The sequence below is a fragment of the Corallococcus sp. M7 genome (genome assembly GCF_054512695.1).
Window position 1 is genome coordinate 2,652,026 of record NZ_CM137252.1, and the last position, 24,725, is coordinate 2,676,750.

Sequence of the window (24,725 nt, forward strand, 5' to 3'; positions counted from 1 at the left end):
CACACGGGCATGGTATGAGGCGGCCCGTGTCGACCCCCGGACCCATCGCCTTCGACGCCACCCTGTGGGACGAGCCCACCACCGGCATCGGCCTGTACACCCGTTGCCTCGCGGAGGCGCTCGAAGCCCAGGGCATCCGCCTGGACCGGATGGGGGCGCGCAAGTCCGGCGAGCACCCGCGAGGCGTCCAGAAGCGAACGCCGTGGACGCTGGCCACGCTGCCCCGGCTGCTCAAGGCCACGCCGCCGCCCGTCTACCACGCGCTCAGCAACTTCAACCTGCCGCTCAGGCGCACGCCGGGCACGGCCTACGTGCTCACCGTGCACGACCTGGTGCCGTTGGATTTGCCGCACACCGTCTCCGCGCCGTACCGCTGGCAGTTCCGGCTGTGGCTCGCGCGCAGCCTGATGCTCGCGGACCGGCTGGTGTGCATCAGCGAGAGCACGCGCCAGGACCTGGTGCGCCGCTTCCCCCAGGTGGAGCCGCGCACCGTGGTGGTGCACAACGGCGTGGACCACGTGAACGCGGCTCCCTTGAGCGATGCGGACGAGGAGTTCCTCCACGCGCTCAACCTGCCGAAGGACTACGTGCTGTACGCGGGCTCGCTCGATGTGCGCAAGAACGTGGAGCTGGTGCTGGAGGCGCAGGAGCGTCTGCACGCGCGCGGCCGGCCCTTCACGCTCGTGCTCGCGGGGCAGGCCTGGTACGGCTCCGGCAAGGTGGAGACGCGCATCGACCGGCTGCGCTCGGAGGGCCTGGACGTGCGGCCCCTGGGCTACCAGACCCCCGCCATCTTCTACGCGCTGATGCGCCGCGCGGCGCTGTTCGTCTTCCCCTCGCGCTACGAGGGCTTCGGCCTTCCGCCCCTGGAGGCCATGCGCCTGGGCACGCCCACGGTGGTGTCCACGGCGGGCTCGCTGCCGGAGGTGTGTGGCGGCGCCGCGCCCGCGGTGGATCCGGACGACGCGGAAGGGCTGGCGGCGGTCATCGACCGGCTGATGCGTTCGCCGGAGGAGCGCCGGGCGCTGTCGGAGGCGGGCCAGCGTCAGGCCGCGAAGTTCACCTGGGCCCGCGCCGCGGAAGGCACGCGGGCCGCTTACGATGCGGCGCTGCGCCACCGGTAGGCGACAAGGCGCCCGTGCTCAACCGGCCCGTGACGGGCCCCCCTGGAGGAACATGCGACTGCTCGTGTGGAGTGGAATCGTCTGCGGAATGCTGCTCGGGTGCGCGGGGTCGAACGCGGCGCGCAAGGACGAGGCCCAGGAGCCTGCCCCCACCGCCCAGCAGGAGGAGGCGCCGCCCACCCCCGTGACGCCCCCGGAGAAGAAGGCGGAGTCGCCCGCGGCGCAGGCGGAGAATCAGGAGGCGCCCATCGTCATGCCCCTGGAGATCACGGAGACGCCCGCGCCCCGCGACCCCATTGGCATCGAGTCGCAGAGCGTGAAGGGCAACGTGCTCACAATCAACGTCCGCCACGGCGGCGGCTGCAAGGAGCACCGCTACGGCCTCGCGTGGGACGGGCGCTTCACGAAGACGGCGGCGGGCGAGCCGCGCGCGGAGCTCACGCTCATCCACGACGCGAACAACGACCGGTGCAAGGCGATGGTCTACAAGGAGCTGGCGTTCGACCTGTCCACGCTGAAGCAGGAGTGGAGCGAGAAGGGCCACGGCGACCACGCCACGCTCCACCTGGACTTCAACGGCGTGGAGGACCAGTCCGCCAGCTTCAAGTTCTGACGGGTGCATGCTCCTGCGCGAGGAGATCCTCGCGCAGGCGCGTCAGCACCTTGCCCAGCAGGTTCAGCCCCCGCCACGTGGACGGGTCCTGGATGCGCGGATCCTCCGCGGACAGCCCCACGCCCCAGATGCGGTCCAGGGGACTGGCCTCCACCAGCTCCGTGCCCGCGGTGGCGAGCAGCGCCTCCAGCAGGTGCCGGTGCTGCGTGAACTTCGCGTGGTTGCCCTCGTAGACGATGCGCTCACGTTCGCGCTCCCAGAGGGCCGCGTCGAACGGGCTCACCTTGCGGCCCAGCGCCTTGTGCTGCTTGGGCGTGGCGGCGCGCAGCACCTGGTCCAGCACCCGCGTGTCTCCGAACAGGCGCGCCTTGCCCGCCATCATGTACTGCTCCGCGCAGGTGTAGCGCACACCGTCCACCGTGAAGACGGACGGGTGCCACTGCGAGAAGAAGGAGTCCTCCTTCCAGAAGAACGTGAACCGCCCTGACGCCGTCGTGCCCATCCCAGGCCTCCTCGAAATCTTCGTGTAATAATGACACGAACGTGCGGCGATGGAGGAACCTGACGCAGGCGCCTACAATGGCCGCCCGCCCCTCATGCGACTTCAAGAAGCCCAGAAGCTGTTGGACCGCTGTTTCACCGGCACGCGGGAGGGCGCGCCGCGCCTCCACGAGCCCTCGGACCCTCGCTTCGCGGAGCGGGGCGGGGCGGTGTGGCTGGAATACCGCTGGTACGTGCGCGAGCGCGGCATGGCGGAGGTGTTCCTCAAGTGGGACCGGGGGCCGCCCGGCAACGAGAAGACGGTGGAGGCCACGGTGCTGCGCACGCACCTGCTGGGCCAGTCCCCCATGCTGTCCCAGCGCGCGCTGCGCACGGTGGAGGGCGGCACGCCCGCGCCGGAGCGGGTGCTGGCCGTGCTCAAGAACGACGGCATCCGCCGCGAGTGCGTGGCGAAGGGGCGCACCACCGTGACGGTGGAGCACTGGGAGAGCCATCGTCCCGCGGCGCTGCTGGACGAGGCGCGCTTCGCGGAGTTGGCCGCGCCGCTGGAGGCGGAGGACTCCACGCCGGAGTCCCGTCACGAGGCCGTGCAGCGGCTGGCGGACGCGGAGCGGAGCCCGCGCGTGCAGGACGTGCTCCTGCGGCTGGTGGCGCGCAAGCCGTCGCTGATGGCCCTGCGCATCCTGTCGGAGTGGGGCGAGGTGAAGGCCCGCGAGTACCTCCAGCGGGACCTGGCCGCCGTGAAGCCGGGCAACGCGGCGGAGCTGTGGGCCCTCACCGCGTTGGACCGGCGCCTGGAGGCGTGGCAGTCGCTGGCGCGCACCCCGTGAGACGCGCGCCAGCGGTGCGTCAGTTCGAGCCCACCCGGGGGCCCAGCACGTCGCGCAGCGCGTCCGCGACGGTGAGCCTGGGGGCCCAGCCCAGCGCGCGCAGCTTGCCGGTGTCGGCCACGAGGCTGGGGATGTCCGAGGGGCGCAGCCGCGCGGGGTCCAGCTCGATGCGCGCCTGCACGCCGGACAGCTGGAGCATCTCCTCCAGCAGGCTGCGGATGGTGCGGCCCTCGCCGCTGCCCACGTTGTAGGCCTGGCCCGCCTCGCCCTTGAGCAGCAGCAGCCGGTACGCGTCCACCACGTCCTTCACGTGGGAGAAGTCCCGGATGGCGTCCAGGTTGCCCGTGCGCAGGACGGGGTCCACCGTGCCCAGCGCGATGGCGCGGATCTGCGCCGCGAACGACGGCACCACGAAGGTGGGGTCCTGCCCCGCGCCCAGGTGGTTGAAGGGCCGGGCGAGGATGACCTCCATGCCGTAGCTGCGGAAGAACTGCTCGCCGGCCAGCTCCCCCGCGGACTTCGACGCCGCGTAGGGGCTGAGGGGCACGTGCCGGTGGTCTTCTTGCGCGCGCGTGCCTTCCGCGACGGGGCCGTACACCTCACCGGAGCCCACCAGCAGCACGCGCGCCTTGGGGGCGCTCTCACGCAGGGCGGTGAGCAGGTGCACCACGCCCATGGTGTTCACCGCGAAGACGCGCGCGGGGTTCTGGTGGCTCTTGGCCACCGAGCTGAAGCCGGCCAGGTGCAGCACCGAGTCCGGCTTCACCTCGGAGACCGCCGCCTTGACCTTCGCCTCGTCGGCGATGTCGAAGTGCAACGCGGTGCTGCTGATGCCCTCGCCGCGGGGCCCGTGCACCTCCACCACCTCGTCGCCGGCCGCGCGAAGCGCAGCGCACGCATGACGGCCGACGAATCCATCCGCTCCCGTGACGAGGACGCGCATCTTACCGCTGTCCTGCCTTCACGCGCTCCAGGTCCGCGTCGACCATCATCTCCACGAGCTGCTTGAAGCGCACCGTGGGCTCCCAGCCCAGCTTCTCCTTGGCCTTGTCGTACTTGCCGATGAGCAGGTCGACTTCCGCCGGGCGCACGAACGCGGGGTCGATGACCACGTGCTTCTGCCAGTCCAGGTCCACGCGCGCGAAGGCGATCTCCACCAGCTCCCGCACGGTGTGCGTCTCGTTGGTGGCGACGACGAAGTCCTCCGGCGTGTCCTGCTGGAGCATGCGCCACATGGCGTCCACGTAGTCGCCCGCGAAGCCCCAGTCGCGCTTGGCGTCCAGGTTGCCCATGGGCAGCTTCTCCTGGAGGCCCATCTTGATGCGCGCCACGTTGTACGTGACCTTGCGCGTGACGAACTCCAGGCCGCGGCGGGGCGACTCGTGGTTGAAGAGGATGCCGCTCACCGCGAAGAGCTTGAAGGACTCGCGGTAGTTCACGGTGATGTGGTGGCCGTACGCCTTCGCCACGCCGTACGGGCTGCGCGGGTAGAAGGGCGTGTCCTCCGACTGGGGCACCTCCAGCACCTTGCCGAACATCTCGCTGGAGGACGCCTGGTAGAAGCGCACCTGCGGGCGGGTGTGGCGGATGGCCTCCAGCATCTTCGTCACGCCCAGCGCGGTGAACTCACCGGTGAGCACCGGCTGGTTCCAGCTGGTGGGCACGAAGGACTGCGCCGCCAGGTTGTAGACCTCGTCCGGCTGGGTGAGGTTCAAGAGGGCCGCCAGCGAGAACTGATCCAACAGGTCGCCCTGGTGCAGCGTCACCTTGCCCTGCAGGTGCGCGATGCGCTCGAACTTCTCCTCGGAAGAGCGGCGCACCATGCCGTGCACCTCGTAGCCCTTCTTGAGGAGCAGCTCCGCCAGATAGCTGCCGTCCTGCCCCGTGATGCCCGTAATGAGTGCGCGCTTGGCCATGGCCCTTGTCTGTTCGCTGGAAGACGCTGGTCGTTGTACCCGAGGCTTTCGCCATCTGCCAACAGTCCCAGGGTTTCAGGGAACTTGAACGGGAACGCGCCCATGCCTAGGTAGGGAGCGACCTGCCCAGGAGCCGCCCATGCGCAACCTCTCCCTCCCTGCATTGACGGCCGTGCTCCTGAGCACGGCGGCGGGGGCCCAGACGGCTCCCGTGGCGGTGCCCTACACCGTGCAGACCCAGCCCGGGGCGCGCTCCGGCGGCGGGACCGTGAACGACGTGGCGCTGTGGGTGAATCCGGCCAATCCGTCCGCGAGCCGACTCATCACGGCGGACCAGAACAACGGCCTGTTCACCTACGCCCTGGACGGCGGGGAGGTGCAGGCCGTCACCGAGGGCACCTCCGCGAGCGTGGACGTGCTGGGCGGCTTCCCGCTGGCGGGCGGTACGTCCGCGGCGCTGGTGCTCAGCGCCAACCCGACCCTGTCGGGGCTGGTGCCCTACGTGCTGGATTCCACGGTGGATGGCGGCGGACTCACCCGCCTGGCCCCCAACGCCGCCCCGCTGGATGTGGGCGTCAGCTACGGGACGGTGCGGCTGGCCCGTGGGGCGGATGGGACCATCCAGGCCTTCGGTGGCCTTTCGTCCGGAGGCCTGCGGCAGTTCGCGCTGACGCCCACGGACGGTGGCGTCACGGCGACCCCGGTGCGCGACATCCCGGCCGGCGCGGTGCTGGGGCTGGCGGTGGACCCGGCGTATCGCGCGCTCTACGTGGCGCAGCAGGGGCAGGGGCTCTACCGCTACGGCGCGGACGCGGACGCGGGCATCACGGGCACGCAGGTGGCGGGCTTGGGGGACGCCGGCCTGACGTCCGTGGGGCGCATCGCGCTGTACGAGGCGTCCGGGTTGGACGGCTACCTCGTGGTGTCGGATCCGAACGCGAACACCTTCGTCGTCTTCGACCGGCGCACGCTGGGCCGGGTGGGCGCGTTCCAACTGGGACAGGACGCCGGCACGGACCCCGTGGAGTCCTCGCGCGGGCTGGTGGCCTGGTCGGGCGCGCTGGGCACGACGCTTCCCGGAGGGGCTCTTCGTCGCGCATGACGGCTTCAGCAGCAGCACGCTGGGTGACAACCTGAAGCTCACCTCGTGGGGCAACGTGGCGCGGGCGTTCTCGCCGCCGCTCATCATCGCGCAGCAGCCGCAGACGGACGCGGGCGTCGCGGACGGCGGCACCGGCAAGGACGGCGGTGGCGGCGTCATCATCGATCCGGGCGGCAATCCGAATGGCGGTGGCGGCGGGACCGACGACGACAGCGGCTGCGGGTGCACCACCACGCCGGTGTCGGCCATCGCGACGCTGGGGCTGCTGGCCCTGTCGCTCCTGGGCCGCCGGCGCCGGAGCTGACACTCGAAGCGGGTTGAAAGCGACAGGGGGGCGGGATGAAGTGCGCGCCCCATGCGCACCTTTCGTTCCTCCGTCCTGGCGCTCGCGGTGCTTGTCGCCGCCTGCAAGGGCGGCCCGACGCCCGCTCCCGTCACTCCGCCCCCCGCGCCCGCCCCGGCCGAGCCCGTGCGGCTCACGCTGGTGGGCACCAACGACTTCCACGGCTGGGTGATGCCCCACCGCGCCACGCTGCCGGACGGGCAGAAGGTGGAGCAGGGGGGCGCGGCGCTCTTCGCGTCCTACGTGGCGCGGCTGCGCGAGGACAACCCGGGCGGCGTGCTGCTGGTGGACGGCGGTGACCTGTTCCAGGGGACGCTGGCGTCCAACCTGGGCGAGGGCGCCATCGTCGTCGACGTGTACAACCTGCTGGGCTACACGGCGGTCGCCATCGGCAACCACGAGTTCGACTACGGGCCGGTGGGCCCGGGGCCGGTGGCCACGCGTCCGGACGAGGATCCGCTGGGCGCGCTCAAGGCCCGCGTGGCGCAGGCCCGGTTCCCCTTCCTGTCCGCCAACGTGCGCGAGAAGGACGGCCGCCCCCCGGCGTGGCTGGGCAATGACGGCACCACCGTCGTCACCGTGAAGGGCGTGAAGGTGGGCCTGCTGGGGCTGACGACGCTGTCGACGCCGCAGACGACCAACCCCGTCAACGTCGCCAGCCTCGAGTTCGAGTCCCTGGCCGACGCCGCGAAGCAGGCCGCGAAGTCGCTGCGCGAGCAGGGCGCGGAGGTGGTGGTCGCCGTCGCGCACGCGGGCGGCAAGTGCACGGACCTGGCGAACCCGCGCGACACGTCCGGGTGCGAGCGCGACGACGGCGAAATCTACGCGGTGCTGGAGGCGCTGCCCAAGGGCTCGGTGGACGCGGTGGTGGCGGGCCACACGCACCAGGTCATGGGGCACTTCTTCGGCGACGTTCCGGTCATCGAGACGACGGGGCTGGCGCGCTCGTTCGGCGTGGTGGACCTCTTCGTGGATCCGGTGACCCACCGCGTGCTGCCCGAGCGCACGCGCATCCAGGCCGCCATCCCGGTGTGCGGCGCCGTGGACGCCACGCTGAAGAGCTGTGATCCGCTGAAGCTGAAGGACGCGAAGGACGTGCGGATGGTGCCGGCCACGTTCCTGGGCCAGCCGGTGACGCCGGACGCCCGAGTGGAGGCGCTGGTGGTCCCCGCGGAGGCGCGCGTGGAGGAGGAGCAGCGCCGGCCGGTGGGCGTGGAGACCCAGGCCCGCATGCCCCAGGTCTACGAGGGCGAGAGCGCGCTGGGCAACCTCATCGCGGACGCGATGCGGGAGGCGGCCCGCTCCGACGCGGCGGTGATGAACGCGGGTGGCATCCGGGCGGACCTGCCGCAGGGGCCGCTCACCTTCGGCAAGCTCTACGAAATCCTGCCCTTCGACAACACGCTCGCGGTGCTGGACCTGAGCGCGGACGAACTGCGCCGCTTCCTGTCGCTGGCCTACGGCGGCCGCAAGGGCGTCTTCGCCGTGTCCGGCCTGGAGGTGACGCTGGGCGCGTGCCCGGGCCCGGAGCGCTTCCAGGGCGTGACGCTGCCCGGAGGCAAGCCGCTGAAGGCGAAGGCGACCTACCGGGTCGCGGTGCCGGACTTCCTCCTGCGTGGCGGTGACGGGGTGGGGCCGCTGACGTCCACGCTGCCTCGGGAACGTATCAACCTGTTGCAGGCGCAGGACCTGCGCGAGGTGCTCACCGCGTACGGCCGCGCCCACGGCAACACGCTGAAGCCCCCGGCGCTCGGGCGCGTGCACCTAGTCAATGCGGCGGGGCCCTGCGCGGACGTAAAGCCCTGAAAAAAGGGCGCCCGCCGTTGGAAATTTTCCCTCCGCGCTGATCCGCTGGGGCTGGATCGCGGTGCAACCCAGCGGAAGATCAGCGGAAGGCGTCCCGGGCCGAATTTTCGGCCTGGGATCAGTTTCCAACGGAGGGAAACCTCCCTACTCTAGGGCACGCGAGATCCCTTGCAGGCGCGGCGCAAAGCCAGCGCGAGCAAGTGGGCGCTCGTGCGTGGGAGGGACAGAAGAGATGCTCTACAAAGTGACCCCGATGATGGTCCCCGCCGTGCCTGAGAAGAAAGAGGCACGCGAGCCGGACCAGCCGCGCAAGCGGCGCAAGTCCTCCGTCTACGACGCCGACGGCCACGAGGTGTTGATCTCGCTGATGTGCTTGAAGTGCAAGACGCTCAAGCCGCTGGCGCAGTTCGGGCTGCGGAAGATGGCGGACGGCGCCATCCGCAACCAGCCGTGGTGCCGGGGCTGCCGCTCGGGCGCGGGCACGAAGAAGCCGAAGAAGGACGAGTCCCAGGCCGCCACCGTCGAGGTGCCCGCCGTCGCCGCCACGGAGCCCGTGCTCCAGGTCGTCGCCGCCGTGCCGCTCGACGCCGCGCCCGTGGCTCCGACGCTCGTCGACGCCCCGGTCGCGGACGACGCGGCCACCCCGCTGGTCTGATCCACCGCCCGGGATGATCCGCCCTGCAGGGGCGCGCACGTTCGCGCCCCGCATGTGACGGATCTGCCCGGAGTTCCCGCTCGAAGCGCCCAGGCAGGTCGTTCTCCGCCAGCGAATGATCCGCCCCGCAGGATGAGCAGGGCGTGCCTCCCACCGAGGAGATGATCCGCCCTGCCGGGGCGGCCCGCCTCCTGCCTCAGGACAGCCGCAGGCCCGCAGGCAGCGTGTCTCCGAGCGCCCGGGCTTCGTCCGCGGCCTCCAGCGCGACGACCTCGCGCACCATCCGCACCCAGGTGTCCGCGGCCTTCGCGGCCACCAGCGCCTGGGCCGTGCGCTCGCGCAGGGCCGGATCCAGATCGCGCGTGCGGTCGCCGGTGAGGCGCGCCAACTGGGCGGCGGCGAAGGGCGCGCCGTCCACCTTGCGCAGGTCCAGGGACAAGAGCAGCTCCAGCCACGCCTCCGCCGTCTCCACGTCCACGACCTTGTGGCTGCTGCCGTACAGCGGCACGCGCGCGCCCAGCCGGCCCAGGGCCCACGCCCACGGGCCGCCCGCGCGGGACTCGGCCTTCAGCCGCGCGGCGATCCACCGGCCCACCTCCGCCTTGTCGCCCGGCGCCAGGTGCTCCAGCGAGGCGGCGGTGCGGATCATCTCGTCCAACCCCTCCGGTTGGATGCCCTTCAGCTTGCCACCCTGCGTGGGCGCGTCCGGCGGCACGCGCCGGGCCAGATGCGGCTGGAGGTAGCCGTACAGCTTCTGCTGCTGCGCCTCCGTGAGGCCACCGGCGATGCGGCGCCACATCACCCAGAACTCCGTCCACACCGCCTTGTCCTGGTGGTGCTGCACCAGCGCGTCGAACAGGCTGAAGGTCTGCTCCGCGCGCCAGCCGTCCAGCGGGTAGCCGAAGCCGGGGCGCAGGCAGAAGCCAGTGAGGCTGTAGAAGACGCGCTCGTGGTCATCCGAGCGGCGGCGCTTGCTCGCGCCCGCGTAGAGCGTGCTCCACAGCTCGCGCAGCACGGGCACGCGCCACGTCTCGCGCGAGCCCAGTACCTTTTCCAGCGTGCGCGACAGCTGCTTCACGTCCTTGGGGCCCAGGGGCAACGGCTTGTTGCCGTAGACGCGCTCCACGTTGTCCTTCGCCTCGGCGAAGCGCGCGGGCATGGACTCGGTGACGGTCAGCTCGTGCGAACCGCCGGTGCCGCGCAGCTCGAACTCCAGGCGCCAGCGCTCGTCCGCGACGTCCGACACGCAGAACAGCTCCAGCGTGCCAATCTCCGTGAGCGCCGCCTGGAGGTGCACCGGCACCTCGCTGACCTTGCCGGACGCGCCCTTGAGCAGCGTGTGGATGGGCGGCAGCGGCTTCAGGTCCTCCGCCAGCGGCACCAGGTCTCCTGGCTTGTCGATGCGGTCGCTCGTCGTGGAGTAGAGCGCGAACTGCACCGGCCGGCCCAGGGTGAGCGTGAAGGGGCGCTCGCCCAGGTCCACCTTCTGGCCCTCCTCGAAGCCGCGCGGAATGAGGCACAGCGTGGGCTGCTCCGCGCTGTCCGGGCCGCGCTGCAATCCCACGTAGTACGCGCGCGCCGCGCCACCGCCGATGCGCAGGCCGTGCCCGCGCCGCACCAGCCCGTAGTACGCGGCTCCACGCGCCACCGCGAGCTCCAGCGACTCGTGCTTGAGCAGCGGAATGCGCGGCGCCTGCGGCCACCACGCGGACAGCGCGTCAATGAGCCGCGCCGAAATCTGCGGCGAGTTGAAGACGCCGCCGTTGAGCAGGATGGCGTCCGGGCGGGGCAGGGCGCCTTCGTGCGACGGCGTCTCGCCCAGCGCCGCGAAGCCCGCCGCCGCGTGCTGCGCGAGGAAGGCCGCCAGGTGCCGCGTGACGGCCGGGTCCTGCACGTACGGCAGGCCCAACTCCTGGAGCGCCATGCGCGCCGAGCGCCGGGGCCGGTCCCCGGGAGAGGACATGGGGAAGAAGCCATCCAGCACCAGCGCGTGCGCCTCGTCGCGGCCCAGCTCCGTGGACAGCGTGCCGCCCAACAGCCGGCTGCCCTCGCCGATGAGTGACACGCCGTACTTCTCCGGCGGCGTTCGCCCCAGCAGCTCCTCCTTCGCGGTGCGCGCGGCCTGGATGGCCTGCGTCCACTGCGTCGCGGACAGGCGCCGGCCATTCTGGGTGAGCTTCTCCTCCATGCGCCGGGCGAGCGCCGCGTCCATGTTGTCGCCGCCCAGCATCAGGTGATCACCCACGGCCAGGCGCCGCAGCATGGGGCCTTCCGGCGACACGCCCGCGTGCACCAGCGTGAAGTCCGTGGTGCCGCCGCCCACGTCCACCACCAGCACCAGCCGCACCTGCGACAGCGTCTGCTCCAGGTCCGAACGGTGCCGCGCGGTGTAGTCGTAGAAGGCCGCCTGCGGCTCCTCCAGCAGCGTGAACTTCTCCAGCCCGGCCTTGCGCGCCGCGCTCACCGTGAGGGCGCGCGCCGCCTCGTCGAAGGAAGCGGGGACGGTGATGACCACCTCCTGCTTGGAGAGCGGCTCGGCCGGGTGCGCGAAGTCCCACGCCCGGGCCATGTGCGTGAGCAGCAGGGCGGACGCGTCCACCGGCGACAGCTTCTGCACGTCCGCGGGCGCGCCCCACGGGAGGATGGGCGCGGAGCGGTCCACGCCCGGGTGGCACAGCCAGCTCTTGGCGGAGGCCACCAGCCGGCCCGGCACGCGCGCGCCCTGCCAGCGGGCCAGCTCGCCCACCACATAGGGACCGCCGTCATCGCCCCAGGGCAGGCGCAGCACCTCCGGGGCCAGCTCGTGGCCGGCGGGGACGTAGACGGTGGACGGCAGCAGGGCGCGGGGGGCCACCTCGCCCTGGCGGACGAGCTGGGGCAGGGGGAAGTCCTCGACGGGTGCCCCCGAGCCCTTGCCTGGATCCACGGATGCCACCGCGCAATGGGTGGTGCCCAGGTCGATGCCGACGATTCGCATACGCCTCCGGTGTGCGGGGCCCCTTCTACTCCTTCATGCGCACGTTGAGCTCCAGCTTCCAGCGTCCGGAGCCGTTCTTCTCCAGGCACCGCAGCTCCAGCGTGCCCACCTCCGTCACCGCCGCCTGGAGGTTCACCGGCGTCAGGTCGCCAAAGGGCGTGGGCTGTCCGGGCAGCGTCGTCTCGATGGGCGCCACCTCCTCCAGCCCTCCGGACGCCAGCTCCGACTCCACGTCCTCCACCATCTCGCCCACGCGGTCATCGCGCCGCACGGACGACGCGAAGAAGCGGAAGCTGGTGGGCTCGCCGGTGACGAGCCCGAACTCCTGGGGCGGCACGTCCGCCTGCGTCCCTTCCTCCATGCCGAAGGGCGCCACGCACAGCGCCTTCACCGGCGGCTCCATGCCCGGCACCGCCGGCATCGCCGTCTCCACGCCCACGTAGTAGGCGCGCGCCGTGCCGCCGCGGATGCGCAGGCCGTGGCCCTGACGCACCCAGCCGTAGTACGCAGCGCCGCGGGCCACCGCGAGGTCCAGGTCCGCGCCCTCCAGCTCCTTCGCCGGGGGCGCCCCTTCCGCGGCGAGCCACTGGTTGAGGACCTCCATCACGCGGCCCTTCAGCGGCCCGACCTTGAAGACGCCGCCGTTGAAGAGCACCGCGGTGGGGTGCAGGAAGCCCTTGCCCGCCACGTCCACCGGCGAGTCCGCGCTGGCCGCCAGCGCCTGCGCCTGCCGGGTGAGGAAGGCCGCCAGGTGCTTCGTCACCGCCGGATCCTGCGCGTACGGCAGCGCCATCTGCGCCAGGCCCGTGCGCCGGGCGGTGCGAGGCAGGTCCGCCACCTGCGTCACGGGGAAGAAGCCGTCCGTGAGGACGCGGTCCAGCTCCTCGCGCGTCAACTCCGTGCGCAGCGTGCCGCCGATGAGCGATGAGCCCCGGCCCGGAATCGCGATGGGCACCCGGTCCACGGACGGATCCGCGTACAGCGTCTCCTTCGCCTGCCGGCATCCATAGGTGAGGCCGTTGAACTGCCACGCGTCCAGCTTGCGCCCGTCCGCCGCCATCCGCTGGTTGAGCGTGTGCGCCAGGGCGAGGTCCATGTTGTCGCCGCCCAACAGGATGTGGTCGCCCACCGCCACGCGCAAAAGCTCCAGGTCGCCCTCGCGGTCCTTCACGGTGATGACGGAGAAGTCGGACGTGCCGCCGCCCACGTCCACCACGAGGATGACTTCCCCGGGCTTCACCTGCTTGCGGAAGTTCTCCCCCATCGCCTCCAGCCACGCGTACAGCGCGGCCTGCGGCTCCTCCAAGAGGGTGATGTGCTCGATGCCCGCCGCCTTCGCGGCCTCCAGCGTCAGGTCGCGCGCCGCCGCGTCGAAGGACGCCGGGACGGTGACGATGACCTCCTGCTTCGACAGCGCGTTGCCGGACTCCTCCTGCGCGCGGGCGAAGGTGTGGTCCCACGCCTCCTTCAGGTGGCGCAGGTAGCGCGCGGACGCATCCAGCGGCGACACGCGCTGCACCTCCGGCGGCGCCTGCCAGGGCAACAGCGCCGAGCGCCGGTCCACGCCCGGGTGCGACAGCCAGCTCTTCGCGGACGACACCAGCCGCGTGGGCACCTTCGCCCCGTGCGAGCGGGCGAAGTCACCCACGATGACGCCCGGCTCGCTGTTCCACGGCAGCCCGAGGCTGCCCTCCGGGAACTCCTGCGCGCTGGGGAGATAGAGGAAGGAGGGGAGCAGCGGGCGCGCTTCCACGGTGCCGGGCGCCGTCACCTGCGGCACGGGCAGCATGGACTGCGAGGGGCCGCGCGGCTTGCCGTCCTCGAGGTTGAAGTAGGACACCGCGGAGTGCGTGGTGCCCAGGTCGATGCCGATTGCGTATCGGGCCATATCGGTCAGGAACCCCGGGAAGGGGCCTTGTGGTTCCTCGAAGGGAAGGGGACTTCACAAGATGCGCCGCCTGCTGCCCGGGCGGGCGTCAGGCGAGCTCGACTTCCGCCGGCGCCAGCACGCGCGGCTCCATGGCGGGGGAGACGGTCGGGAACTTCACCTCCGTGGTCACCCAGCCGTGGTGCCGGAGCGTGCCACCATAAGGAGGTTCACCGGCGACGTTGCCGGTCAGCCGGATGCGCTGCGCGTCGAAGCCCGGCGGCACCGTCACCTTGTCGCCCTCGCCCTGCGGCAGCACCGGCTGGAGCGTCAGGTATTGGTGCACCACCTTGCGGCAGCCCTCATGGACGATGCGGGCCGCCGCGCCCACGTCCGCGTCCGGGAAGGCCGCGACGTTCTCCTGCACGAAGTCCAGGAAGCGGCCCTCGCGCTGGAGCATGGCCAGCAGCGACAGGGCGCTGGCGTGCTCGCGCTCGGGGGGCAGGGGCGCGGGGGCGACGGGCGCCTGCACGGCGGGCGTCTTCACCGGCGGTGGGGCCTGCGTGTCCCCGGACGGAAGCTCCTTGAGCTGGCCGGCGTCATAGGCGCGGCTGGTCGGCAGCACGGCCTGCGCGAATTCGCGGGACACGAGGCAGCGCCAGAAGCACAGCCAGGCGAGCCAGAAGCGGGCGAAGAACGACAGGGAGGCGGACGGGTCGGTCATCGGCCCCGGATAACAAAGCCGGAAGCCTTTGCAATTCGCCAATGGCCTGAAATGCAAAGGGCCTCACGGTTTCCCGTGAGGCCCTTCGGTTCTTCATGGTGGAGGTGGACGGGATCGAACCGACGACCTTCGCATTGCGAACGCGACGCTCTCCCAACTGAGCTACACCCCCATATGGGGACTGCTTGCTGCCTGCTGCGCCTCGCGGGGGTTGGGTCCCGCGAAGTGAGTGGGCTAGTACCGGAGCCTCACCTTGCTGTCAAGCAGCTCGTTTCCGGCACCAACCCTGCGATTGACGTGCCGCACTGTGGATGCCATAAAAACCGCCTTCCGGTAGCGCATCCTTCCCGGCCCATCCGGACACCTTCTGGTTCATGTCCACCTCCCCATCGAAGACGTTGAGCCCCACCGAGCTCGCGAAGCTTGAGCATTCGTTCGCTTCCGACCCCTCGTCGGATGCCTACAAGCCCCTGGCGGAGGCGTACCTGGACCTGGGTCGCTTCATGGAGGCGATGGTCGTCTGCAAGAAGGGCGTCAAGGCGCACCCGACCGCGGCCGATCCCCGCCTCCTCCTGGCGCGCGTCTACGCGGCGCAGAACAAGGACAAGAAGGCGCTCGAAGAAGTGATGGGCGCCCTCCAGGTGCAGCCGGAGGACAAGGCTGCCCTGCGCATGGCGGGCGTGCTGCAGATCAAGGGCGGCGAGCAGGACGTCGGCCGCGCCAACCTGCTCAAGGCCTATCAGGCGGACCCCGGCGATCCGGAGACCGTCACGCTCCTCCAGCAGTACAAGGTGGAGCTCCCCCGCCCCGCGGCCCCCACGCCGGTGCTCGCGCCTGTCGCCGCGCCGCCCCCGGCCGCCGCGGAAGCGCCCGCCGCGGCGACCGTCCCCGTGACGGCCCCGCCCGCCGCCGAGGCGCCCGCCGCCACGCCCGTGGGCCGCATCAACGCTCCTTCCCAGCAGGCGGCCCGCACGGCGCGCCCCGCGTCGGACTCCGCTCAGCGCCCCGCCCAGCGCCGCCCGCAGGTGGTGGTGGAAGAGGTCGAGGACGACGACGACGAGCCGGCGTCGCGCCGCAAGGGCCCGGCCAAGAGCAACGGCAGCAAGATGCTGTCGCTGGTCCTGCTCATCCTCATCCCGCTGTTCGCGGGTGGATACGGCTTCTACTCGGCGCAGGCCAAGAAGCGCGGCCGCGAGCTCAAGAAGAACCTGGACGTCGCCACCGAGCAGCTCAAGCACGACTCGTTCGCCAGCTACAAGAAGGCGTGCGAGGCGGCGGACCTGGCGCTGGAGGTGGACCCCGACTCCACCGCGGCCCACGGCTACCTTGCGTACGCGTACGCCATCCGCTGGGGTGAGCACGGCGGCGGCGACGACGCCCGCCGGCAGGCCGAGGAGCACCTGGCCGCGGCCCAGAAGGGCAAGGAGCTGTCCAGCCACCTCATCGCCGCGCAGGCGCTGATCAAGACGTACAGCGGCGACGGCAAGGGCGCGCTGGCCTCGCTGGAGACGCAGGTCAAGGAGCTCAACGACCAGAACAAGGCGTCCTCGCTCCTGTACCTCACGCTGGGCCTCATCCAGATGAACGCGGGCGACCTGGAGCGCGCGCGTGACAGCCTGGAGCGCGCGCAGGCGCTGGCGCCGGATGATCCGCGCGTCTACGCGGGCCTGGGCGCGGTGTACCGCCGGCTGGGCCAGGACAACACCGCCTGGAAGAACTACGACTTCGCCCTGCGCTACGAGAAGGACCACCCGGAGTCGCTGCTGGGCCGCTCGCTCCTGATGCTGGAGCAGGACGCGCCGAACTACGCGGTGGCCAGCCGGGACATCAAGAAGCTGCTGGAGGCGGAGCCCCCGCCGAGCCCCCGTCAGCTCGCCACCGCGCAGCTCGCGCGCTCGCTGCTCATCGCCCGCGTGGCGCTGGCCATGCCCACGCTCAAGCCGGACCAGCAGCAGCTGCTGACCGAGGCCACGGGCGTGCCGGCGGAGCCCGCCAAGGCAAAGCAGGAGGTCACGAAGGCGGAGGAGACCGGCTTCGCGCTCGACAAGCAGAACCCGGAGCTCAACCTCATCAAGGGCCGCCGCCTGCTGGCGGAGGGCAACTACGACGCGGCCGCGGAGGAGATCCGCAAGGCCATCCGCGTGGACGGCAGCCGCGCGCAGTTCTACGTCGAGCTGGCCAAGGCCCTCATGGGCAAGCCGGGCGGTGAGAAGGAGGCCTCCGAGGCGCTCGTCACCGCGCTCAAGACGATGGGCGACAGCCCCAAGCTGGTGGTGATGCTGGGCAACGCCTACCGCCGCCAGAACAAGCTGGAGGACGCGCTCGCGCAGTACCAGCGCGCGGTGAAGGACCCCAAGGCGAAGAACCCGGAGGCCCGGCTCGCCATGGGCGCCATCTACCGGGAGCGCTCGGAGTGGGACAAGGCGAAGGATCAGCTGGAGAAGGCCAGCCAGGAGTTCTTCGGCCAGCCGGACCGCGTCGCCAACGCGCTCACGGAGCTGGGCCGCGTCTACCAGGGCAAGGGCGACGCCGCGAAGGCGGACGAGACCTACCAGCGCGCGCTGCAGGCCGACGAGAACTACTCGCCGGTGTACTACTTCTACGCGCAGCTGCTCTCCAAGGACGCCAAGCAGTCGGGCAAGGTCAAGACGCTGGCGGCCGAGTACGTGCGGCGCGAGCCCAAGGGCGAGTACCTCGCCGACGCGCAGCGGCTCGCGGGCAACTAGCGCCCCGCCTTCCGCTGTCCCCACACGCCGCGAGGCCCCCTTGAAGGGCTTCGCGGCGTTTCGTTTTTGACGGGGGGCGACAAGGCAGGCTGATGTGGCGGGGAGCCCCAGCCTTGCCACCCCTCCCGGGTGACGGTATGGGAGGGTCCACCCCACCACACCCCCTTGACCGGTAGCCGGGAGCGACCGCGGTCCAGGGGCCACCTGCTGGAGTCCGCTTGAGCGCGCGTGCCCTGTCCCAGTCGTCCACCGCGTCCGACCTGATCTCCCTCACGAAGCCGAGGCTGTCGTCGCTGGTGCTCATCACCGCGGCGGGCGGCATGTTCATGGCTCCGGGGCACTTCACGCCGGTGCGGACGCTGGTGACGCTGCTGGCGACGGCCGGGACGGTGGGCGCGGCGAACGCGTTCAACTGCTACTGGGAGCGCCACAGCGACCAGTTCATGGCGCGCACGCGCAACCGGCCGCTGCCCGCCGGGCGCATGGACCCCAACACGGCGCTGTGGTTCGGCCTGTCCCTGGCGGCGGTGTCGCTTCCCGCGCTGGTGATGGGGGCCAATCTGCTCACCGGCGTGCTGGGGCTCATCGCGCTGCTCAGCTACGTGCTGGCCTACACACCGCTCAAGGCCCGCACGTCCGCGGCGATGCTGGTGGGCGCCATCCCCGGCGCGCTGCCGCCCTTGATGGGCTGGACGGCCGTGACGAACCAGGTGGACGCGGGCGGCTTCGCGCTGTTCGCCATCATGTTCCTCTGGCAGATGCCGCACTTCATCGCCATCGCGCTGTTCCGCAAGGACGAGTACGCCGCCGCGGGCCTCAAGTCCGTGCCGCTGGAGCGCGGGGACGAGTCCAGCCGCGCGCAGGTGGTGCTCTACCTGGTGGCGCTGGTGCCCATGACGCTGTTGCCGTTCCAGCTGCACATCGCCGGCACGTGGTACCTGGCCGCGGCGGTGGTGCTGGGGCTGGGCTTCCTGGGCCTGGGGGCGTGGGGCTTCTTCAAGCACCTGGGAAAGCCCTGGGCGCGCCAGACGTTCCTGTATTCGCTCGTGTATCTCACCGGCCTGTTCGCCGTGATGGCGCTGGACCGCATCCCCCGCGGCTAGCGCCCCCTCGCGGCGTCCGGGTGCGAGGCCGCCCTTCGCATGCCTGACACCTCCGTTCCGACCCCGCCCCCGCCGCTCTTGCGCATCGAGGGGCTCACGCGCCGCTTCGGCGGGCGCACCGCCGTGGACGGGCTGTCGCTGTCCGTGCAGCCGGGCGAGATCCTGGGACTCCTGGGGCCCAACGGCGCCGGCAAGTCCACCACCTTCCAACTGCTCGCGGGCCTGCTCGCGCCGGACGCGGGGCAGGTGCACTTCGCCGGCAAGGTGCTGTCCCTGAGCGACCCGGCGCTGCGGCGCCAGATGGGCATCATCTTCCAGAAGAGCAGCCTGGATGACCTGCTCACCGCCCGGGAGAACCTGCTCCTGGGCGCGCGGCTGTACGGCCTCACGGGCGCGGACGCGAAGGCGCGCGTGGAGACGATGCTGTCGCTCATCGGCCTGCAGGACCGGGGCGATGAGAAGGTGGGCACCTGGTCGGGCGGCATGCGCCGGCGGCTGGAGCTGGCGCGGGCGCTGGTGCACCAGCCGCGCGTGGTGCTGATGGATGAGCCCACGCAGGGCCTGGACGAGGCGGCCTTCCGCACCTTCTGGACGCACCTCAAGAGGCTGCGCGACGCGCAGGGCGTCACCGTGCTGCTCACCACCCACCGCGCGGACGAAGCGGAAGGGTGTGACCGGCTGGCGGTGCTGGACGCCGGGAAGCTGGTGGCGTGCGACACGCCCCGGGCGCTCGCCTCGCGCATGGGCGGGGACATCCTCTCGCTGGAGGGCCCGGAGCCGGAGGCGCTGGCCGCGCAGGTGACGGAGCGGCTGGGGCTTGGGGCGACGGTGGTGGAGGGGCGGGTGCAGGTGGAGGCTTCGCAGGGACATGCGCTGGTGCCGCGACTGGTGGAGGCCTTCCCCCCGGGACGGTTCGCCTCCGTGTCGCTGCGCCGGCCCACGCTGGCGGACGTGTTCCTCCAGCTCACCGGGAAGGCCCTGGGGGCGGATGCCCCCTCGCCCACGCCCGCGCCGAGGAAACGCCGATGAGCGCCGACATCCCCGTGCCTGTTCCGTCCTCTTCACTGGACGCGCCCGCCGCTCCGGTCCACCGCCGGGCGCCGGGGACGCTGGCGTTGCAGTGGGCCACCGTCTGGGTGCTGCTGTCGCGCGACGTGGTGCGCTTCTTCCGGCAGCCCAGCCGGGTGGTGGGCGCGCTGGCGCAGCCCATCCTGTTCTGGTTCGTCATCGGCTCCGGCTTCGCGGGCTCGTTCCGCGTGGAGGGCGCGCAGGGGCTGGGCTACCAGCAGTTCTTCTTCCCGGGCGTCGTCACCATGGTGGTGCTCTTCAGCGCCATCTTCGCCACCATCACCGTCATCGAGGACCGCAAGGAGGGCTTCCTCCAGGCGGTGCTGGCGGGGCCGGGCTCGCGGCTGGCGGTGGTGCTGGGCAAGGCGCTGGGGTCGTCCAGCATCGCGCTGATGCAGGCGTCGCTGTTCCTGCTCTTCGCGCCGCTGGCGGGCGTGGACGTGAAGGCGGTGGACTACCCGCTGCTCGCGGCGGTGATGGTGCTGTCCGCGCTGGCGCTCACCGGCATGGGCATGGCGCTCGCGTGGTGGGTGAAGTCGAGCGCGGGCTACCACGCGGTGATGAGCCTGGTGATGCTGCCCATGTGGGTGCTCTCCGGGGCCATGTTCCCGGTGAAGGGCGCGGGGCCGGTGCTGTCGTGGGTGATGACGCTCAACCCGATGCGCTTCTCCGTGGAGGGCGTGCGCCGCGCGCTGTACGGGGCGCAGGCATCGCTGGCGGTGGGCTCGCAGGGTGGGGCGACGGTGGGGTGGGAGGTGCCCGCGCTGCTGGCGTTCGCGGCGGTGTTCGTGGGGCTGGCCGCGTTCAGCGTGAGCCGCCGCGAGTAGCCTCAGCGCCGTGTGTCGGTGGACTTGCCCGGTGCCTTCCACTACGACGGCGGGCACCGCATCACGAAGAATCCTCCAGAGGAGACCGCCTCATGAAGCTGCGTCTGTTTGGCTTGTCGATGGTCGGTGTCGCGGGGCTGCTGGCCCTGCCCGCGTGCAAGAAGGAGGAGGCGCCCGCGCCCCCCGCCGCAGCTCCGGCGGCCCCCACGCAGCAGGCCGTGCCTCCGGCTCCCACGGCGGGAGCGGGGACGGGCGAGGCGGCGGCCCCGGCGGCGCCCGCGGGCAACGGCGTGGTGAAGGGCACGGTGTCGTTCACCGGCACGCCGCCGGTGATGGCGGACCTGGCGCCCAGCGCGGACCCCGCGTGTGACGGCCGGCCGGAGAAGGAGGAGACCGTGCTGGTGAAGGACGGCAAGCTCCAGAACGTGCTGGTGCGCGTGAAGGGGCCGGTCGCCGGTGCGCCCGCGGCGCCGTCCACGCCGGTGGTGGTGGACCAGTCCAAGTGCACCTACGTGCCGCGCGTGCAGGGCGCGGTGGCGGGCCAGCAGGTGGTGTTCAAGAACAGCGACGGCACGCTGCACAACGTGCGCGGCGTGGTGGGCACCAAGCCCCTGTTCAACGTGGCGCAGCCGCCCTCGGGGGCGCCGGTGCAGAAGCCGATGCCCACGGACTCGGAGGTGCTGCGCCTCAAGTGCGACGTGCACCCGTGGATGACGGCCTACGTGGTGAGCAACCCCAACCCGTACTTCACCACCACGGGCGCGGACGGCTCCTTCACGCTGACGGGCCTGCCCGCGGGCACGTACACGCTGGAGGCGTGGCACGAGACGTTGGGCACGAAGACGGCGGAAGTCACCGTGAAGGACGGCACGCCCGCGGAGGCGACGTTCTCCTTCGCCGCGACGGACGCGCAGGCGAAGCAGTAGGCCGTGCGGAGGACGGAGACGGCGCATGCGCGCGGTCTCCGACCTGGCGGGAGGCTTCGCGACGAAGCCTCCCGCGCGCCCCGTCCCGGACGCCATGCGCGAGGGGCGCAGTGGCCCGGAAGCGGGCCGCTCACCGGCTGTCAGGCGTGCGTGCTGGACGGAGGCCCTGGCGGTCCGGCCTTGCGCACCGTGAAGCCCACGCGTGCGCCTCCGGCGGGCCGGTTCTCCGCGAAGGTCTCTCCGCCGTGGGCCTTGGCGATGCGCTGCACCAGCGCGAGCCCCAGCCCCAGTGAGCCGGCCTCGCGCGCCTCTCCGCCCCGGTCCTTCCGGTAGAACGGCTGGAAGATGCGCTTCTCCTCGCCGGGCAACAGGCCCGGCTCCCGGTCCTCCACGCTGAAGGCCAGGTGCTCCTTCCCGTGCTCCTGGATGCGCAGCGCCTCCACGCCCACGCCATGCTTGCGCGCGTTGTCCAGCAGGTTCACCAGAGCCCGGCCCAGCAGCGTCGCGTCCGCCATCAGCGCCACGTCGTCCGTCTCCGGCTGGAGCAGCGTCGCGGACAGCCCCACGCGCTCCAGCGCCTGCGCCGCGAGCACGCCCGCCTCCAGCGCCTTGGGCGTGAGCTGCCCGAAGTCCAGGCGGGAGCTGGCCAGCAGCTCGCCCACCAGCGCGTCCAGCTCCACCACCTCGCGGTCCACCTGGTCCAACGTGCGCGGGTTGCCCCCGCCGTCGCGCAAGAGCTCCGTCAGCACCCGCAGCCGCGCCAGGGGCGTGCGCAGCTCGTGCGACACCGCCGCCAGCAGCTCGCGCTGATCCGCCAGCTGCTTCTCGATGCGCGCCGCCATGTCGTTGAAGGACTCGGCGAGCACCGCGAACTCACCGGTGGCGTGGTGGTCCAGGCTCGCTCGCGCGCCCAGCCGGCCCTCGCCCAGCTCCTGCGTGGCCTTCACCAGCGTGTCCACCGGCCGCGCCAGCCGGAACGAGATGCCGCCCGCCGCCGTCCACAGCACCAGCACCGCGATGCCCAGCGGCAGCACGGCGCGCCAGGGTCCCCGCGATCGGCTCTGCAGGTAGCAGGCCTGCAACGACCCCAGCTGCGTGTCCTGCCGCATCACCGGCAGCGTCGCGTCCGGCTTCGAGCACGGAGCGCCGCCCCGGGCCACCACCGCGCCGGACAGGTCCGTCAGCACGACATCCACGTCCAGGTCGTCGGAGATGCTCCGCATCAGGGCGTCGCGCTCGGCGGGGGCGTCCCACACGTCCGCGAACTGGTGGCCCACGAACGAGCGGATGCGGTCCGTCTCCTGCCGCCAGCTGTTGCCGCCCGTCAGGTTCATGACCCACGACACCACCAACACCGTCACCAGGATGGTGAGCCCGAACATGACGAACAGCCGCCGCCGCAGCCGCGCCTGTACATAGGAGCCCAGCCGGCCCAGGTGGAACATGCGCCGGCGGCGGGCATGGGCCTGGGCATGGCGTCCGAACCTCCGCCGCAGCTCCGGCCCGCAAGGCTCGTCCTCGGCGTGAGGCGGCCAGTGGCGGTGGCCCCAGCCCATGTCAGGCGCCCTCCTTGGCGAAGACGTAGCCCACGCCGCGCACCGTCTTGATGAGGCGCGTGCCCACGTCCCCCAGCTTCTGGCGCAGGTGGGAGATGTGCACGTCCACCGTGCGCTCGCTCACCACCGTGTCGTTGCGGCCCGCCTCGCCCAACAGCGCGTCGCGGGGAATCACCCGGCCCGCCCTGCGCACCAGCGCGAGCAGCAGGTCGAACTCCAGGCCCGTCAGCTCCACCGCTCTCCCCTCCACCCTCACCTCGCGCCCGGACACGTCGATGGAGACCCCGCTCGATTCAATCCGGTCCGCCACCGCCGCCGGCTGCGCCCGCCGCAGCACCGCGCGCAGGCGGGCGAGCAGCTCGCGCGGGCCGAAGGGCTTGGGCAGGTAGTCGTCCGCGCCCAGCTCCAACCCCACCACGCGGTCCGTCTCGTCGCCCTTGGCGGTGAGCATCAGCACCGGGATGCGGCTCTTGGCCCGGATGCGCTTGCACACCTCCAGACCGTCCATGCCCGGCATCATCACGTCCAGGAGCACGGCGTCGTAGGCGTTGGCCTCCAACGCCGCCAGCCCCCGGCCTCCGTCGGGCGCGTGGCTGACGGTGATGCCGTTCTGCCCGAGGTACTCCGCGAGCAACTCGAACATCCGGGTGTCGTCATCGATGAGCAGGACGCGGGTGGGCATGGGCGGGGGCGAATCCTAACGCGCTCCCGGTGCGCCGGCGGTGTCCTGCGGCCTGGGCGCGTGCCAGTCCCAGTACGGAGGCATCCCGTTGCGGTAGGCGGGGCCACCCCAGTCCCCCCGGTGGCAATGGGAGCGGTGGTGGCGGGCGAGGCTCGCGAAGCCGGAGGCATAGCCTCCGATGGCACCCGCGGCGAGGAGGACGACGAGCAGACGGTGGCGCATGGGCAATCTCCAGGAAGAGGGCAGGGGACTCAGACGAAGGACGCGGGGCCGTCATCGTTGTGGGGGCGGCCACCCCAGCGGCCGTACCCGCCGCAGCGCCGGCCGTGCCAGCCGCGGCCCTCGCCGCGCCAGCCGTGGCCCCAGCCGTGCTCGATGATGTCCGCGAGCTCGCGGCGCTGGGTGGGCTCCAGCGCCTCGTGCACCTGGGACAGGGCGTCCTGCACGGCGTTGCGCAGCGTCTCCAGCGCCACGTCGTGGCGGCTGAACAGCTCGCGCAGCATGGCGCCGTCGAAGTGCTCCCCGCGCAGCGAGCCCGCGAGCGACGTGCGGCTGGGGCCCCACTGGTCCTTCACCTTGGCGAAGGCCTCACGCACGTTCTCCACGGCCTTGACGATGACCTTCTCCTGGCCGGGGGACGTCTCCAGCCGCTCGAAGAGCCAGCGCAGCCGGGGGCGCATGCCAAAGCGGCCTCCGCGGCCGTAGGCGTAGGCGTGGTGGCCGTAGCGCCCTCGGCGCAGGGTGGCGAAGAGACCGGCGAGGCAGGCGGTACCGAAGATGAATCCGAACATGGTCTTGGCTCCAGGAAGCAGGCGAGCGCCGAACCGGCGGGCCCGTGTCGTTGCTGACGGAGCTCAAGGTAGAAAACGGGTGTGAAGCCCACGCCCGGCGGCGGTGAAGAAGTGTGAAGGCCTCCGGAGGGGTGTCCGGAATGCCCGGCGGGGCATGGGATGTTCCAATGCCGGGCCTCGACTGCAGCCGCTGTGTCGGATGTAGGACGACTGCCGGTAGGATTCCACCCTCCGGAGTGGAGTTCCCGCTGGAAGTGGGTAGAGTGCCCGGCGTGCCGGGGCGGTGTTCGTTCCGGCACCGGTGGAAGGCGCGAGCCTCTCACCTGTACAGAGCAGAGAAAGAGAAGAGACTCACAATGGCATCTGGTACCGTGAAGTGGTTCAACGACGCGAAGGGTTTCGGCTTCATCGCGCAGGACAATGGCGAAGACGTTTTCTGCCACCACACTGCGATCAACATGGATGGCTTCCGCACCCTGGCCGAGGGCCAGAAGGTGGAGTTCGAAGTCACCAAGGGCCCCAAGGGCCTGCAGGCGCAGAACGTTCGCGCGGTCTGAGCGAGCTGAACCTTCGGCTCACCCCCTGAGG

The 24,725-nt window shown here is 71.6% G+C and carries 23 protein-coding genes and 1 tRNA gene; 13 read left to right on the top strand and 11 right to left on the bottom strand.

The window, feature by feature from the left end:
* The first annotated feature begins 14 nt into the window (after positions 1 to 14).
* Positions 15 to 1,124: a glycosyltransferase family 4 protein gene (locus ACX114_RS11075; RefSeq protein WP_459297386.1), complete on the top strand. Its 1,110-nt coding sequence runs from the start codon at positions 15 to 17 to the stop codon at positions 1,122 to 1,124.
* Positions 1,125 to 1,176: 52 nt separating this feature from the next.
* Entirely contained in the window at positions 1,177 to 1,737 is a 561-nt protein-coding gene (locus ACX114_RS11080; RefSeq protein ID WP_459297388.1) for a hypothetical protein, read from the top strand.
* Here ACX114_RS11080 and ACX114_RS11085 read toward each other — a convergent pair.
* Complete coding sequence (locus ACX114_RS11085) at positions 1,727 to 2,239, bottom strand: NADAR family protein (protein ID WP_459297390.1); 513 nt, start codon at positions 2,237 to 2,239, stop codon at positions 1,727 to 1,729. The two genes, ACX114_RS11080 and ACX114_RS11085, sit on opposite strands and share 11 nt — an antisense overlap.
* 94 nt (positions 2,240 to 2,333) lie before the next feature.
* On the opposite strand from ACX114_RS11085, the gene ACX114_RS11090 reads away from it, so the two are divergent.
* A complete protein-coding gene (locus tag ACX114_RS11090) occupies positions 2,334 to 3,068 on the top strand; it encodes a hypothetical protein (protein WP_459297392.1) in 735 nt (244 codons plus the stop codon).
* A 19-nt stretch (positions 3,069 to 3,087) separates the two neighbouring features.
* On the opposite strand, the gene ACX114_RS11095 is transcribed toward ACX114_RS11090, so the two are convergent.
* Together ACX114_RS11095 and gmd are read right to left on the bottom strand one after the other, a co-directional pair.
* Entirely contained in the window at positions 3,088 to 4,011 is a 924-nt protein-coding gene (locus ACX114_RS11095) for a GDP-mannose 4,6-dehydratase (protein ID WP_459297394.1), read from the bottom strand.
* A gap of 1 nt (position 4,012) precedes the next feature.
* The gene (gmd, locus tag ACX114_RS11100) at positions 4,013 to 4,984 is read right to left on the bottom strand and encodes a GDP-mannose 4,6-dehydratase (RefSeq protein WP_459297396.1); all 972 of its coding nucleotides are present in this window, start codon (positions 4,982 to 4,984) and stop codon (positions 4,013 to 4,015) included.
* Between the two features lie 139 nt (positions 4,985 to 5,123).
* Between gmd and ACX114_RS11105 the strand changes: the two genes are divergently transcribed.
* From ACX114_RS11105 to ACX114_RS11120, 4 genes are all read left to right on the top strand, one after another.
* Positions 5,124 to 6,086: a phytase gene (locus ACX114_RS11105; RefSeq protein WP_459297398.1), complete on the top strand. Its 963-nt coding sequence runs from the start codon at positions 5,124 to 5,126 to the stop codon at positions 6,084 to 6,086.
* Between the two features lie 55 nt (positions 6,087 to 6,141).
* The gene (locus ACX114_RS11110; protein WP_459297400.1) at positions 6,142 to 6,390 is read left to right on the top strand and encodes an MYXO-CTERM sorting domain-containing protein; all 249 of its coding nucleotides are present in this window, start codon (positions 6,142 to 6,144) and stop codon (positions 6,388 to 6,390) included.
* Positions 6,391 to 6,441: 51 nt separating this feature from the next.
* A complete protein-coding gene (locus tag ACX114_RS11115; RefSeq protein ID WP_459297402.1) occupies positions 6,442 to 8,235 on the top strand; it encodes a bifunctional metallophosphatase/5'-nucleotidase in 1,794 nt (597 codons plus the stop codon).
* 232 nt (positions 8,236 to 8,467) lie between these two features.
* Positions 8,468 to 8,890 (top strand): hypothetical protein, encoded by a 423-nt coding sequence (locus ACX114_RS11120; protein ID WP_459297404.1) that lies wholly within the window; start codon positions 8,468 to 8,470, stop codon positions 8,888 to 8,890.
* A gap of 196 nt (positions 8,891 to 9,086) precedes the next feature.
* On the opposite strand, the gene ACX114_RS11125 is transcribed toward ACX114_RS11120, so the two are convergent.
* From ACX114_RS11125 to ACX114_RS11140, 4 genes are all read right to left on the bottom strand, one after another.
* On the bottom strand, positions 9,087 to 11,867 hold the full coding sequence (locus ACX114_RS11125; protein WP_459297406.1) for an Hsp70 family protein: 2,781 nt from the start codon (positions 11,865 to 11,867) through the stop codon (positions 9,087 to 9,089).
* A gap of 25 nt (positions 11,868 to 11,892) precedes the next feature.
* Positions 11,893 to 13,755, bottom strand: coding sequence for an Hsp70 family protein (locus ACX114_RS11130; RefSeq protein WP_459297408.1), 1,863 nt, complete (start codon positions 13,753 to 13,755; stop codon positions 11,893 to 11,895).
* A gap of 88 nt (positions 13,756 to 13,843) precedes the next feature.
* Positions 13,844 to 14,458, bottom strand: a complete 615-nt coding sequence (locus tag ACX114_RS11135) for a DUF2760 domain-containing protein (protein WP_120563864.1) — start codon at positions 14,456 to 14,458, stop codon at positions 13,844 to 13,846.
* A gap of 96 nt (positions 14,459 to 14,554) precedes the next feature.
* A tRNA-Ala gene (locus tag ACX114_RS11140) sits at positions 14,555 to 14,630 on the bottom strand.
* 202 nt (positions 14,631 to 14,832) lie between these two features.
* Between ACX114_RS11140 and ACX114_RS11145 the strand changes: the two genes are divergently transcribed.
* The 5 genes from ACX114_RS11145 to ACX114_RS11165 all read left to right on the top strand — a co-directional run bounded on the left by ACX114_RS11145 (position 14,833) and on the right by ACX114_RS11165 (position 21,108).
* A complete protein-coding gene (locus ACX114_RS11145; protein ID WP_459297411.1) occupies positions 14,833 to 17,184 on the top strand; it encodes a tetratricopeptide repeat protein in 2,352 nt (783 codons plus the stop codon).
* A 218-nt stretch (positions 17,185 to 17,402) separates the two neighbouring features.
* On the top strand, positions 17,403 to 18,287 hold the full coding sequence (gene cyoE, locus ACX114_RS11150; RefSeq protein WP_459297413.1) for a heme o synthase: 885 nt from the start codon (positions 17,403 to 17,405) through the stop codon (positions 18,285 to 18,287).
* Positions 18,288 to 18,326: 39 nt separating this feature from the next.
* Positions 18,327 to 19,316, top strand: a complete 990-nt coding sequence (locus ACX114_RS11155; protein WP_459297415.1) for an ABC transporter ATP-binding protein — start codon at positions 18,327 to 18,329, stop codon at positions 19,314 to 19,316.
* Entirely contained in the window at positions 19,313 to 20,182 is an 870-nt protein-coding gene (locus tag ACX114_RS11160; protein WP_459297417.1) for an ABC transporter permease, read from the top strand. The genes ACX114_RS11155 and ACX114_RS11160 overlap by 4 nt, the downstream gene beginning before the upstream one ends.
* A gap of 92 nt (positions 20,183 to 20,274) precedes the next feature.
* Positions 20,275 to 21,108 carry a carboxypeptidase regulatory-like domain-containing protein gene (locus tag ACX114_RS11165; RefSeq protein ID WP_459297419.1) on the top strand — a complete coding sequence of 278 codons (834 nt, stop codon included), beginning with the start codon at positions 20,275 to 20,277 and terminating at the stop codon, positions 21,106 to 21,108.
* Positions 21,109 to 21,248: 140 nt separating this feature from the next.
* Here the strand turns inward: ACX114_RS11165 and ACX114_RS11170 are convergent, their stop codons facing one another.
* Genes ACX114_RS11170 through ACX114_RS11185 form a run of 4 tightly spaced genes read right to left on the bottom strand, consistent with a single transcriptional unit; the run spans position 21,249 to position 24,137 of the window.
* Complete coding sequence (locus ACX114_RS11170) at positions 21,249 to 22,664, bottom strand: HAMP domain-containing sensor histidine kinase (protein ID WP_459297421.1); 1,416 nt, start codon at positions 22,662 to 22,664, stop codon at positions 21,249 to 21,251.
* Between the two features lies 1 nt (position 22,665).
* Positions 22,666 to 23,346 (bottom strand): response regulator transcription factor, encoded by a 681-nt coding sequence (locus ACX114_RS11175; RefSeq protein ID WP_459297423.1) that lies wholly within the window; start codon positions 23,344 to 23,346, stop codon positions 22,666 to 22,668.
* 15 nt (positions 23,347 to 23,361) lie between these two features.
* A complete protein-coding gene (locus ACX114_RS11180) occupies positions 23,362 to 23,568 on the bottom strand; it encodes a hypothetical protein (protein ID WP_459297425.1) in 207 nt (68 codons plus the stop codon).
* Positions 23,569 to 23,597: 29 nt separating this feature from the next.
* Positions 23,598 to 24,137 (bottom strand): Spy/CpxP family protein refolding chaperone, encoded by a 540-nt coding sequence (locus tag ACX114_RS11185; protein WP_459297427.1) that lies wholly within the window; start codon positions 24,135 to 24,137, stop codon positions 23,598 to 23,600.
* Between the two features lie 356 nt (positions 24,138 to 24,493).
* Here ACX114_RS11185 and ACX114_RS11190 point away from each other — a divergent pair, with 356 nt between their 5' ends.
* Entirely contained in the window at positions 24,494 to 24,694 is a 201-nt protein-coding gene (locus tag ACX114_RS11190; protein ID WP_459297429.1) for a cold-shock protein, read from the top strand.
* The last annotated feature ends 31 nt before the right edge of the window (positions 24,695 to 24,725 follow it).